This window comes from Haloferax sp. AB510 (genome assembly GCF_024136985.1).
Classification (GTDB): Archaea; Halobacteriota; Halobacteria; order Halobacteriales; family Haloferacaceae; genus Haloferax.
This window is the reverse complement of the sequence record NZ_JAMYJY010000021.1, coordinates 1-12,489: the sequence shown is the minus strand read 5'-3', so window position 1 is coordinate 12,489 and position 12,489 is coordinate 1. Positions and strand designations below refer to the sequence as shown.

At 63.9% G+C, this 12,489-nt stretch carries 12 protein-coding genes, 1 tRNA gene and 1 pseudogene; 7 read left to right on the top strand and 7 right to left on the bottom strand.

Annotation, left to right across the window (positions count from 1 at the left end; all coding sequences use genetic code 11):
* Positions 1 to 74: 74 nt before the first annotated feature.
* A pseudogene (locus NKF06_RS06010) lies at positions 75 to 550 on the bottom strand (PIN domain-containing protein).
* A 231-nt stretch (positions 551 to 781) separates the two neighbouring features.
* On the opposite strand from NKF06_RS06010, the gene NKF06_RS06005 reads away from it, so the two are divergent.
* From NKF06_RS06005 to NKF06_RS05995, 3 genes are read left to right on the top strand one after another with little or no spacing between them, the layout of a single operon-like run.
* Entirely contained in the window at positions 782 to 1,810 is a 1,029-nt protein-coding gene (locus tag NKF06_RS06005) for a substrate-binding domain-containing protein (RefSeq protein WP_253244826.1), read from the top strand.
* 24 nt (positions 1,811 to 1,834) lie between these two features.
* Positions 1,835 to 2,533: an ABC transporter permease gene (locus tag NKF06_RS06000; RefSeq protein ID WP_253244825.1), complete on the top strand. Its 699-nt coding sequence runs from the start codon at positions 1,835 to 1,837 to the stop codon at positions 2,531 to 2,533.
* Entirely contained in the window at positions 2,530 to 3,396 is an 867-nt protein-coding gene (locus NKF06_RS05995) for a phosphate ABC transporter ATP-binding protein (RefSeq protein ID WP_253244824.1), read from the top strand. The genes NKF06_RS06000 and NKF06_RS05995 overlap by 4 nt, the downstream gene beginning before the upstream one ends.
* A 352-nt stretch (positions 3,397 to 3,748) precedes the next feature.
* Here NKF06_RS05995 and NKF06_RS05990 read toward each other — a convergent pair whose 3' ends face one another.
* Together NKF06_RS05990 and NKF06_RS05985 are read right to left on the bottom strand one after the other, a co-directional pair.
* Positions 3,749 to 4,402, bottom strand: a complete 654-nt coding sequence (locus NKF06_RS05990; RefSeq protein WP_058825916.1) for a TrkA family potassium uptake protein — start codon at positions 4,400 to 4,402, stop codon at positions 3,749 to 3,751.
* 41 nt (positions 4,403 to 4,443) lie between these two features.
* Positions 4,444 to 5,061, bottom strand: a complete 618-nt coding sequence (locus tag NKF06_RS05985) for a hypothetical protein (RefSeq protein ID WP_253244823.1) — start codon at positions 5,059 to 5,061, stop codon at positions 4,444 to 4,446.
* A gap of 98 nt (positions 5,062 to 5,159) precedes the next feature.
* Between NKF06_RS05985 and NKF06_RS05980 the strand changes: the two genes are divergently transcribed.
* The 3 genes from NKF06_RS05980 to NKF06_RS05970 all read left to right on the top strand — a co-directional run bounded on the left by NKF06_RS05980 (position 5,160) and on the right by NKF06_RS05970 (position 8,681).
* Complete coding sequence (locus NKF06_RS05980; RefSeq protein ID WP_172795736.1) at positions 5,160 to 5,771, top strand: metal-dependent hydrolase; 612 nt, start codon at positions 5,160 to 5,162, stop codon at positions 5,769 to 5,771.
* 302 nt (positions 5,772 to 6,073) lie between these two features.
* On the top strand, positions 6,074 to 7,507 hold the full coding sequence (locus NKF06_RS05975; protein ID WP_253244822.1) for an FAD-binding oxidoreductase: 1,434 nt from the start codon (positions 6,074 to 6,076) through the stop codon (positions 7,505 to 7,507).
* Between the two features lie 187 nt (positions 7,508 to 7,694).
* Complete coding sequence (locus tag NKF06_RS05970; protein ID WP_253244821.1) at positions 7,695 to 8,681, top strand: pectinesterase family protein; 987 nt, start codon at positions 7,695 to 7,697, stop codon at positions 8,679 to 8,681.
* 88 nt (positions 8,682 to 8,769) lie between these two features.
* On the opposite strand, the gene NKF06_RS05965 is transcribed toward NKF06_RS05970, so the two are convergent.
* The 4 genes from NKF06_RS05965 to NKF06_RS05950 all read right to left on the bottom strand — a co-directional run bounded on the left by NKF06_RS05965 (position 8,770) and on the right by NKF06_RS05950 (position 12,145).
* A tRNA-Thr gene (locus tag NKF06_RS05965) sits at positions 8,770 to 8,841 on the bottom strand.
* 162 nt (positions 8,842 to 9,003) lie between these two features.
* Positions 9,004 to 9,888, bottom strand: a complete 885-nt coding sequence (locus tag NKF06_RS05960) for a hypothetical protein (RefSeq protein WP_253244820.1) — start codon at positions 9,886 to 9,888, stop codon at positions 9,004 to 9,006.
* Positions 9,889 to 9,962: 74 nt separating this feature from the next.
* Positions 9,963 to 11,162, bottom strand: a complete 1,200-nt coding sequence (locus tag NKF06_RS05955; protein ID WP_253244819.1) for a site-specific integrase — start codon at positions 11,160 to 11,162, stop codon at positions 9,963 to 9,965.
* Between the two features lie 305 nt (positions 11,163 to 11,467).
* The gene (locus NKF06_RS05950) at positions 11,468 to 12,145 is read right to left on the bottom strand and encodes a hypothetical protein (protein ID WP_253244818.1); all 678 of its coding nucleotides are present in this window, start codon (positions 12,143 to 12,145) and stop codon (positions 11,468 to 11,470) included.
* A gap of 60 nt (positions 12,146 to 12,205) precedes the next feature.
* Between NKF06_RS05950 and NKF06_RS05945 the strand changes: the two genes are divergently transcribed.
* On the top strand, positions 12,206 to 12,489 hold a 284-nt coding region (locus tag NKF06_RS05945; protein WP_253244817.1), incomplete at its 3' end, for an enoyl-CoA hydratase/isomerase family protein.

Here is a 12,489-nt window from a genome sequence, read left to right as displayed (position 1 = left end):
ATCTTCGCGATGGCTCGAATCGTCAACGGCGACTGACCCGACGAGTGGTCGGGGGTCGGGGCGGCGGCCGGCGGCTACGCCCGCGGGTCGCGGTCCGGGCCGGGGTACGACCCGCCTTCGACTTCGACGTAGAGGCTCTCCGGCGCGAACAGCGACGCGAACGCCTTCGGGTGGCGGATGCTGACCGGGAAGCGGCCGCCGAGCGCCGCGCCCGCCTGCGCAGAACTGAGTCGGTCGTCGAACGTGAGGAGATGCATCGCGCCGCCGCGGTAGGCCGACGCCAGCGCGGGGTTATCGCCGTCCGGGTGGGAGACGAGTTCGACCCACGAGTCGACCTTCTCGCGCCAGTCGGCCGCGAGGTCGGCGTCCGCGAGCGAGGCGACGACTGACTCGGCGTCGTCGAGGAGCGGGTCGCTGGCGACGAGCGTCGTCCACGAGTGCCGGCGGAGGTGGTCGAGCGCCGCCCTGGACGGACCATCGACGAGAAGGTCGGCCGCGAGCACGTCGGCGTCAGCGACGACCGCGCGGGCGAGGGGTCCGTCTCAGGCATCGTCGCCTCGGCGGGCGCGGAGCGCCTCGGTGATGTCGACTTCGGTCGTCTCGTAGGCGGCGGCGCGAGCGAAAAGCGACTCCCAACTCATGTCCGCTACCACGAGACGGGTCGAAAAGAATCCGACGCAACCGGTTTCGGACTCGAACAGTTACAATTCCTCGATATTGAAATTGTTTGTGATTACATTGAGTGGGAAACAGTTAATTCGCATTCGCCGAACCACAATGCATGGCGATAGAGCGACGGCGTTTCTTACAGGCGGCCGGTGTTGGCACGGTTCTCGGACTAAGCGGATGCACGGGGAACGCGAATCCCCCGCAGGCGAACAACGGGACTACGGAGGACTCTGGCGGGAGCCAAGGCGGGAACGGCGCGACCCAAGAGCTGACGCTGGCGACGACGACGAGCACGTACGACACGGGCCTGCTCGACGCCCTGAACCCGGTGTTCGAAGAGAAGTTCAACGCTCGGGTGAAGACCATCTCACAGGGGACCGGCGCGGCCATCGAGACGGCGCGGAACGGCGACGCGGACGTGATTCTCGTCCACGCCCGCGGCGCGGAAGACGAGTTCCTGCAAGACGGTTACGGCGTCAACCGCCGGGACGTGATGTTCAACGACTTCGTCGTCGTCGGGCCGGCGGACGACCCCGCGGGCATCTCGGGGATGGAGAGCGCGGCCGACGCGTTCGCGACCATCGCGGACGCCGAGGCGACGTTCGTCTCCCGCGGCGACGATTCGGGGACGAACAAGAAGGAACTGCTCATCTGGGAGGCCGCCGGCGTCGAGCCGTCGGGGACGTGGTACCGCGAAATCGGCAAGGGCATGGGCGACACGCTCGTGCAGGCCGACCAGTCGGGCGCGTACACGCTCTCCGACCGCGGGACGTTCCTCGCGACGCAGGACAACATCGACCTCGAAATCCAGGTCCAGGGCCCGCTCAAGGGCGGCCCGACCATCCTGAAGAACCCCTACGGCGTCATCCCGGTGAACCCAGCGAAGTACCCCGACGTGAACTACTCGCTGGCGATGGCCTACGCCGGCTTCCTCACGAGCCCCGAGGGACAGGAGATAATCAGCAACTACACGGCTAACGGGTCGCAGTTGTTCTTCCCCAACGCGCTCTCGGAGGGGCCGCAGTTCGGCCAGTACGTCCCCGAGAACTACGACGGCGGGGAGAACGCCTCGTCGTCGGCGTCGGTCTCCGACGCGCAGTTCGAGTCGTGGGTGGCACAGCACGTCCCCGAGGACTTTTAGTCCGGTCGGACCCCACCACCGACCGTGTTCGGCCTCGGCGACCTGAACCTCACCTACCTCGTCAGCATCACGGCCGTCTCGCTGTACGTGAGCACCGCGGCGGTCGCGCTGAGCGCCGCGCTCGGCCTTCCAATCTCGCTGGCGGTCGGGTTCCGCGACTTCTACGGGAAGTCGGTCGTCACCTCCGTCATCTCGACGGGGATGGGCTTTCCGAGCGTCGTCGTCGGGCTCGTCGTCCTCTTGGCACTGTCCCGCTCGGGACCGCTCGGGACGTTCGACCTGCTGTTTACGCCCGAGGCGATGATTCTCTCGCAGACCATCCTCGCGCTCCCCGTCCTCGTGAGCGTCTCGCTTTCGGCCGTCCAGTCGGTTCCACAGGATCTCAGAGACGCCGCGTTCGCCGCCGGCGGCACCTCGACCGACGTCGCCCTGCTGGTCGTCCGCGAGGCGCGCTACGGCATCGTCACGGCGCTTCTGGCGGCCTACGGCCGCGCCATCAGCGAGGTCGGATCCGTGCTCATCGTCGGTGGCAACATCGTCTTCTCTGACAGCACGTCGTTCACCCGGACGCTCACGACGGCCATCACCGTCGAGGCGCGGAAGGGGAACATCGAGACGGGCATCGCGCTCGGCGCCATCCTGCTCGCGCTCGTCCTCGGTGTGAACGCCCTCGGCGCGCGCTTCCGCGACCGCACCCCCGGCCGGAACGGGAGGGGACGATGACAACCGAGCGACCCGGGGCCGGCGACACCGGTGCCAGCGAGTCCGACGAGTCCGCCGCGCCCGACCCGGCGTCGAACGGGACGGGGCGCGGCAGGACCCGACTCGCGGCTCACGACCTCGGCCACGGCTTCGGCAACGGCGCGGTGCTGGAAGACATTTCGCTGGCCGTCGAACCGGGCGAGATTCTCGCCGTCGTCGGTCCATCGGGGACGGGCAAGACGACGCTCTTCCGACTGCTCGCCATGTTCGAGCGACCGGACGAGGGAACGGTCGAAGTCGGCGACGACGACGTGTGGGCGCTCCCCGAAGCGCGCCGACTGGCGGTCAGACGCCGGGTCGGGATGGCGTTCCAGACGCGGAGCCTTTTCTCGACGACGGTCGAAGAGAACGTCTCCTACGGGCTCCGGGTCCGCCGGCCGTGGTCGGCTCGCGTCCGCGAGGCGGTCGAGGGGCTGTTCGGCCGCGAGGAGCCGTCGGAGACGGTCGAGGATGCGCTTCGGACAGTCGGGATGTTCGACAAGGTCGACCGCGACGCCAGCTCGCTGTCGGCGGGCGAGGCCCAGCGCGTCGCCATCGCGCGGGCGCTCGCACCCGACCCCGACGTGTTACTGCTGGACGAACCGACCTCGAACCTCGACCCGCGGAACACCGCCGCCATCGAGTCGGCGATGCGGGCGGCGCGGGACCGGGGCATCGCCGTCGCGCTCGCGACTCACGACATGCAGCAGGCCCGACGGGTGTCGGACCGGACGGCCGTCATCCTCGACGGGACGTGCATCGAGTCGGGACCGACCGCGAGGGTGTTCGAGTCGCCGAACGACGACCGCGTCCGCCGGTTCGTCGAGGGGAAACTCGTCTACTGAGCGCGGGAGACGAACGGCACTCTCGGCGGTGGTATAACAGCAGATATTGCACGTAGATAGCGTGTGACCCCTGTCTGACGCAGATTTAAGGTCCCCCGTACGTACCCGGTGATAGGGCGCGCACTCGGCCTCAGTTCCCATCCTCCCACCGGCGCGCCCGGCACGAAAACCACCACCACCATCGTCGTTCTGGTTTCCCCCGGTACGACAACGCGGCGCCGCCACCACGGCGCTGTTTTCCGAGGCAGACCGCACCGCAGAGAGACATCTCGGCGCGACAGGCGTCAGCACAAGTGGCACTGGTACGAGCGGTGGCGACGCGAAGAGAAGAGCGTCGGTTCGGGGACAGGAGTCAGCCGAGCAGTTTCGACCGGACCTGCTCCAACGCGTTTCGCTCCGTGAGGAGCGCGAGCTGGTCGCCGGGTTCGACGACGATCCCCGGCAGCGGAATCGTCATCGGCTCGCGCTCCCGGCCGTGGGCGTAGACGCGACCGTCCGCGCCGAGGTCGATGTTGGCCACATGTTCGCCGACGATAGGCGCGCCGTCGGGAACGGTTACCGTCGTCAGTCGGAGTTGGTCGGTGAGGTCGCCGATGGCGTTGAAGTCGCCGCCGAGGAGCGCCGTCTTCGCGCCGGCCGCGCCGAGGCGTTCGGGGTAGATAATCTCGTCCACGTCGTCAGCGTAGCGCTCGTAAATCTCCTGACGGTAGTCCTCGCTGATGCGCATGACCGTCCGGCAGTCGTACTCCTTTCCGAGCATGCAGGCCGCGAAGTTGATGTTCGGGTCGCCGGTCAGCCCGCCGACGGCGTCCGCGCCCTCGACGCCCGCTTCCCGCAGGACGCTTTCGGTTCCGCCGTCGCCGAGAACCGCCTCGAATCCCTCGTCGCGGGCGCGGTCGACCTTCTTGTCGTTGTTGTCGACGACTGTCACGTCGTGGCCTTCCTCCCGGAGCACGCGGGCGGTCCGCGAGCCCACACGGCCGTAGCCAACGATAACGAATTTCATGGTAGTAGTATGCACACCAGGTGGCTAAAAGATGGCCCCCGTCAGGGTCGAGTCCGTTCGAGTCGCTCCGTGACCGAATCGATGGTGTCCGCGAGTGATGGCGTCCCGAAGAGGGCGACGAGCACCGCGCCGACCGTGTCGAAGACGAGGTCGACGATGGTGTCACCGAGTCCGTACTGAACGAGGACGGCCTCCGAGCCGACGGCGTCGGCGGCGAGGCGCGCGCCGAACTCCAGTACCTCCCAGAACACGCCGGCCGCGAGCGTGAAAAGCAGGATGTAGACGAACATGAATCGGTCGGGGAGGTAGACGGTTTCGGTGTACTCGTCGACGGCCCGCGCGGTGACGTAGCCGACCGCCGCGACGACCGTCGCCGAGAGCGTGTGGGTGACGTGGTCCCACCAATCGATGGAGTGGTACGGACCGAGCATGCCGATTGCGTGGAGCAACACCGCCAGCGCTAGCCAGAGGCCGAGAAGGGGATGGAGCCGAATCTGCCAGTCCCGGCGGAGCACCGCGGGGAGGAACGTCACCGCCAGCGCGAGCACCGCGTTGACGACGACGCTCAGGTTCCGCGTGTAGAGACCGACGAGAAAGATACACACGATGATAGCCTGAATCGCCCGCCCCGCGAGTCGCTCGATTCGACTGGGGACCATTGCGGTGTGATACGGCCTGAGCGCCCTAAATTCGACCGTGATGCTAGCTAGCACGACCACCGACATCGTTTTTCCTCCAGATTGCATACGCCCCACCGATGATGGCCACCACTCACGCCCTCGCGGGTGTCGTCCTCGGCACCGCCGTGTGGGCGCTGGTCCCCGAGGCCGGGATGCTCCCGGTGCTCGCGGCCGCACTCGGCGGCCTGTTCCCCGACTTCGACCTGTACGCGGGCCACCGGAAGACCCTCCACTTCCCCGTGTACTTCAGCGCGCTCGCCGTGCCCGCAGTAGCGGTCGCCGCGCTGAACCCGACGACTACGACGCTCGCCGTCGCGCTGTTCCTCGCGGCGGCCGCGCTCCACTCCGCGTCCGACGTGCTCGGCGGCGGCCTCGAACTCAAGCCGTGGCTCGGCACCTCCGAGCGCGCCGTCTACGACCACTGGAACGGCCGGTGGCTCGCCCCGAAGCGCCTGATTCGCTACGACGGCGCGCCCGAGGACCTCGCGCTGACGCTCGCCTTTGCCGTCCCGCCGGTCCTCGCCTTCGACGGCCTCGCGGAGACGCTCGTCATCGCCGCGGTCGCCGTCTCCGGCGTCTACGTCCTGCTCCGGAAACCGATGGTCGCCATCGCGGAGACCGCCGTCGCGGCGATACCCGACCACGTCGTCGACTACGTGCCGGAGCGGTTCGTCCGCGACCTCCGGTAAGCCCCCGTTTTTTCGACTCCCGCGACTCCGCTCGGAGCCGCGACTCTCCACCCTGGCCGAGAGCGGTGTCTGCCGAGCACCCGACACGACTTCTCCGGCCAGCGCTCCGAACCACGCATCGGTCAATATCGGGTGAGAGAGCGTCAGAAACACCGGTACGTTCGGAATCCGAACATAGCGTCTTATGCTAGCACTCGACGTAGTATTAGTCACTGTCGGGCGCGACGCGGTGGACTCCGCCCGACGACAGGTGTACCATGACACAAACAACACTCACGACACGGGATGGAGCGACGACAACGTTGTCCGACGAGGACATCGACGCGTTCGCCCAGCAACTCCGTGGTTCGGTGCTCGCCCCCGAAGACGAGGGGTTCGAGGACGCGACGCGGCTCTGGAACGGATTAGTCGAGAAATCACCGGCGCTCGTCGTCCAACCGACGGGCACCGCGGACGTCGTCGCGGCCGTCGACTTCGCCCGCGAACGCAACCTACTCGTGTCGGTCCGGGGCGGCGGCCACAACATCGCCGGCACCGCCATCGCCGACGGCGGGTTGACCATCGACATGTCCCGACTTCGCGGCGTCGTCGTCGACCCCGAGGCGCGAACCGCGACGGCGCAGCCCGGCTGTCTCCTCGGCGACATCGACCGCGAGACGCAGCTCCACGGCCTCGCAACGCCCCTCGGGTTCGTCTCCGAGACGGGTATCGCCGGGCTGACGCTCGGCGGCGGGTTCGGCTACCTGACCCGCCGGTTCGGCTGGACCGTCGATAACCTCGACTCGGTCGAAATCGTCACCGCCGAGGGTGCGGTTCTCCGAGCCAGCCGCGACAGACACCCCGACCTGTTCTGGGCGGTTCGGGGCGCGGGGGCGAACCTCGGCGTCGTCACGTCGTTCACGTATCGTCTCCACGAGGTCGGCCCGACGGTCTACGGCGGGCTCATCGCCTGGCCGTTCGACCGCGCCGACGAGGTGACAGCGGCCTATCAGCGCCTCACGGCCGAGGCTCCTCGAGAGCTGACGGTCTTCCTGCTGCTCCGCCGGGCACCGGCAGCCCCGTTCGTCCCACCCGAGTGGCACGGAAAGCACATCTGCGCGATGGCCGTCTGTTACTCCGGCGACCCGGCGGACGCGGACGAGGCGCTCGCACCCATTCGCGCGCTCGGAGAGCCGATTATCGACCTACTCAAAGCGCAGCCGTACACCCAGATTCAGTCGTATCTCGACGCGACGCAACCGAAAGGCAACCACTACTACTGGAAGACGGAGTTCGCGTCAGAGTTGAGCGACGACCTGATATCGACGATGGAGAGACTGACGCTCGACTGCCCGATTCCGGGCGCACAGGTGGTGATGGCGCACATCGGCGGCGCGCTCAACGACCGTGACGCCGACGACGGGGTCGTCGGCAACCGGGACGCTACGTTCGTCATCGGTGCCGCGGGCATGTGGGAGCCGGACGAAGTCGAAGGTGCGGCCTTCAGACAGTGGGTCCGCGACGCGTGGACGGAGTTCAGAACCTACTCGACCGGTGGGAACTACATCAACTTCCAGACGATGGACGAAGACGAAGCCCGCGTCCAAGCGACGTACGGAGCCAACTTCGACCGTCTCCGCGAGGTCAAGGCGCGCTACGACCCGGAGAACGTGTTCCGCTCGAACCGGAACGTCAGACCGAGTATACCCGGCGAGGACGCGGCCGGCGATGCAGCCGGTCGCTCCGAACACGCGTGAACGAACCGGGAAGAACCGGCTCTGCGGCTGATATTTTCGAACGGTAACTCGGCGAGCGAGTCCGAATTCCTGACCGAACGCGCTGTCCGTGCCTCTTGGGCGAACGGCGGTCGGTCCCCCCGACCGTCTCCCGTGATTTCCACCGGAACCCACCAAGCGTATACCGTACTGGACTCACGTACGCCGTATGCTTTCGCACCTCATGCTCGTCCTCGCGTCGGTGGTGGCGGCGGCTGGACTGCTCGGCGGGCTCTCGACCGGAGACGACCCCGACGAGTACGACTACGTCGTCGCCAAGGACGGGACCGGCGACTACGAGACGATTCAGGCCGCCATCGACGGCGCGAAGTCGTTCCCGCCGGACCGCATCCGCATCCTCGTCCGAGAGGGCGTGTACGACGAGAAGGTCGAAGTCCACGCGTGGAACCCCGACATCACTCTCGTCGGCGAGAGCGCCGAAGAGACGGTCATCACCCACGACGACCACTTCGAGAAAATCGACCGCGGGCGCAACAGCACCTTCTTCACTTACACGCTGAAGGTCCGCGGCAACGACTTCCGCGCCCGAAACCTGACCGTCGAGAACAGCGCCGGTCCGGTCGGACAGGCCGTCGCCCTCCACGTCGACGCCGACCGGGCGAGTTTCGAGAACTGTCGCTTCCTCGGCCACCAGGACACCGTCTACGTCGCCGGCGAGGGGGCGCGCCAGTACTTCTCGGAGTGCTACGTCGAGGGGACGACCGACTTCGTCTTCGGCGGCGCGACCGCCGTCTTCGAGGACTGCCGCGTCCACTCGAAAGCCGACTCGTACGTGACTGCGGCCTCCACGCCGGAGAGCGAGCCCTTCGGCTTCGTCTTTCTCGACTGTGAACTGACCGCCGACGCCGACGTGTCCGAGGTGTATCTCGGCCGGCCGTGGCGGAACCACGCCCGGACCGCGTTTGTTCGCACGTGGCTGGACTCGCACGTGCTCCCCGCCGGTTGGCACAACTGGTCGCGCCCGGAAGCCGAGGCGACGGTCGAATACGCGGAGTACGACAGCCGAGGACCGGGAGCGAGTGGTGAGCGAGTCTCGTGGGCGAACGTGTTGACCGAAGACGAGGTGGGGCGGTATTCGACGGCGAACGTGTTGGGTTCGGAGGGTGATGAAGCGTGGTGGGACTGGGAGGAGTGAAAGTGCGAGTGGGAGGGTTCAGTCTCGCACGGAATCCGACAACCGTTCGGCGACGAGACGCCTCGCTCGACGGTTGGATTTCGAGAAGAGCCTAGGCCGGGATTTGAACCCGGGGTCTCGTCCTTACCAAGGACGCGCTTTACCGCTAAGCTACCCAGGCGCTCGATGGGTCAATATACCCATTGATGCGCTTTCTGCATCCGGTTTTACTACAGGGCTGTATAAGAATGTGATGAAACGCTTCGGGGGTGTCTCAAGGTAACATACGAGAAGGGTAACGACTGGAGGCCGCTCAATGTGTTGAAAAATATCTTGATGCCAGTTATGGAATTACCCTAACTTCTACCTGAAACTCTGTTCCATCAATTGTCCGTGGGCCAGTCAAATCTTTTTCAAAATTAGAACGGTCGGTGATTTCTGAGTCACCATCCCACACAACAGCTATCATCCGACTGCAGTCCGTATGTTTATGATAGCTCTCAATGTCTATTTTCAGTTCATCTGGAATGTCTTTAGCATGAGAACTATCTCGCACATACTTTGCCTCAATAACGGTAGATATCTCTGGAACTACGAAGTCAATTCTCTTTGAGGTCGTAGCGTGTTTTGGTGTGTATTCTTCCGGACGCGAGTCCGGGAATATAGGTTTCATTATTGCATAAAGTAAGTCTTGAACGTCTTGCTCACAAGTCATCTCAAAGTCAGGTCTATCTGCATCACGGTCGTTAAGTATCGAAACCGATTCAGAGAATCCTTCGACTATTTCGGATAAGAGGAATCTTCTATCACCTGTGTACGACTGTTGGAGGAACTCATACCGGTCGGGTTTCCCACCACATACGAGGGATTCAAGTTCTCCACCGTAGAACGCGGCTGGACAAAATGTCGTTTCAGGCTGTCCTATGTCTTTTGTCCATTCGTTGTACTCTCTGACTCTCGCTTTAACACTCTCATCAGATAGCTCATCTAATGCTTCCTCAGGGGGGTTGCCTTGACTCCGGTATCTAAGGAAGTCGTCATATGCATCCAACGCATCAACAAATCTCACGATTTCATCGGGACGGAATTGAATCCTACAAAAACCAAATTCATCTATCTCCTCACGCCAGAGCTGAGCGTAGATACAACCTTGCTTTTCCAAATCCCGAAGGTCTTGTATGAATTCTCGATTGAGGTAATTGAACTGCCTCCCAAAAAGTTCAGCCATGGAGTAAGTTTAGCATGGCATATGAAAAATGTGTGTTTTATTAGAAAGTAATTCAGTAAACAATGCTACTTAGTTCACCAAATCTGTTCCACCGCCGTTGACCGCATTTCGGTGTCCGAGTGAAGGTATTTCATCGTCGTCGTCACGCTCTTGTGGCGAAGTTGCTCCTTCGCATGATGTGGGCCGACGTGGTTCGCCCAATGAGTCGCCACACCGTGACGAATCGAGTACCAAGTAATCTCCTTATGTTCTGGAATCGGCACATTCCCCTCCTCAATGAGTCGAGTCAGTAGGTAATTACACGACTTCGAACTGTACGGAGTCGCCTTCTTTGTCAACCACAACTCGTCGCGGTCTTGGTACTTGTCGTAGGTTGCACGCTCATTGAGCCAGCGACGAAGCACCTTGACGGTTCGATTCTTCAGCGTGCAGTTCCAGTGAGCCTCGTTCTTCGTCGACTCATCCTTCGGGATGTTCAACTCGTGGGCTTCCAGATTCACCCAATCAACGGTGGCTCGCCCCACCTCAATGGGTCGAAGCCCTGTATCGAGCGTTACGGCGAGAAGCGAGGGAACCTTCCACGAGTTCGCGGCCTTGAACTCTTCAGGTCCAATCTCGTCCTTGGGAACTCCGTCACGTCGGGCGAGGTACGTCTTGATTCGGTCACGCTCCTCGGGCGTCATCGAGGAACTGTGGTAACTCTTGACCGTGCCGTAGTCGAGCGCGGCTTTGTAGAGTGCCTTGAACGCACGTCGATGTAGGTAGTCACGCTCGTCACCATTCGCTTGGCTCAACTCTACGTCTGGATTCCAGTCGTAGTTCGTCCCGTGGACGTGGTTGTGGAACTTGAAGTACCGTTTGATGACCTTGAGATGGTGGAGAACGCTGGAATCAATCATCCCGTCGGACATATTCAGGAGATGAATGAAGCGGTCTGCCTTCTCAGGGGTGAGGTCAGTCGTGTATTTTTGCTCGTAGTCCCATAGCCACCGGAAGACTGTCTCAAGTTTGTAGTGGGTGGATTGGAGCGTACTCTCTGCCAGTCCTTCTCCCTTCTCAGGGTTCTTCCCGTAGTTGGCGAGCCACGTCAGGACTTCCTCTTTGAAGTCGTAGTAGTCGCCAATCATGTTGACACCGAAGTTCTCCAAGTCCTCCTTGGAACGCTTGCTCACGAGAGGGAACGAGAACTCAATGGACTTGCGAGCCGGTGGAAGAGTCGGTGTTTCCTCAACACTCGATGCAGGGATATTGTCGAGTGGGTCGTCTCGATTCATACCCACACCTCAGCACGAGAGATGTGTGTCGTAGTCAGAATGCTAATCGCTATACAGCGGCCTGTTTGTGTTGTAGCGTAATCGTACACTTGAACGCACCTTATTTCTCTTGTTGAGAAGGCGCAAAAACGAGCGAAAGGGCCTGTAGCCGTCGGTTTCAAACCTCGTGGTCTGAAAACGCTCCTCGTCCTTACCAAGGACGCGCTTTACCGCTAAGCTACCCAGGCAGGCATTCCTTGGTTGTCCGGGTTACTCTTTAGGGGTTTCGATTCGAATCGCCCCGGTACCGTGGTAGCGTATGTCGATTAGCGGTCCGCGGCGGAGGTGACCGCGTCGTCTCCGCCGCCGCCTCGGTAGAGGGCCGCGATGCGCTCGACGGTCCCCTCGGAGACGGTCTCGTCGGCCGGGGGGAAGTCGCCGTCGTGGGTGTCGGCCAGCCCGGCGGCGTACTCCACGAGGGCGGTCGGCGGGGCCGAGCCGACGGCCGTGGTGCCGGCGACGACGGCGAGCGTGCAGATGTTCACTTCGAGTTCGCCGTCGAGGTCCGGGCGTGCCGCCTCGTCTGCCGAGCGGCGGCGAGTCTGGTCGCGGCCGAAGGCGCGGACCGTCTCGACGGCGTGGTTGGCGGCCTCGGTTCGGGCGAGGAGGTAGAAGCCGCGCGAGACGAGCACGTCCGCCGCGAGGATGTCGAGGTCGGCGTCGGTGTCCTCCTCGGGGCTATCGAGATGCGTCCACGGCTCGTCGTGGGCGAGCGACCGGGTGAGCCGGAGGCCCTCGTAGATGAGTTGCACTCCGGCCGCGCGGGAGGCCAGCCCGTTCAGGTCGACCTTCGGTTCGACGGCCCGCGCGCTCACGAACGTGAGCACTGCCGGCGTCAGGGAGGCGGCGTCGAGGCGTTCGTCCAGCGCCGCGCAGAGGGCCTCGGGCTCGATGTCGGAGAGGGCCTCGCGCGCGGCCTCGCGGGCTCGCACGGCGTCGTCCATCGGCCGAGACTTACGGTTGGGAGGGCAAAGACCTTTGGAAAACCACGGCACAACGGGCGTATGATACGGACGACGGACGACGGCGACCTCCGGGTCGTGACCATCGACCGCCCGGCACGACGGAACGCGCTCAGACCGACTGACCTCGACGCCCTCGAAGCCGCGGTCATCGATGCCGACGCGCCGGTGGTCCTCCTCCGGGGGAGCGGCCCGGCGTTCTGCGCCGGCGCGGACCTCGACAGCGTCGCCGACCTCGACGACCCGGAAGCGTTCGCGAAACACGGCCAACGCGTCGCCGACGCAATCGAAACGGCCGAGTCGGTCGTCGTCGCCGGCATCGACGG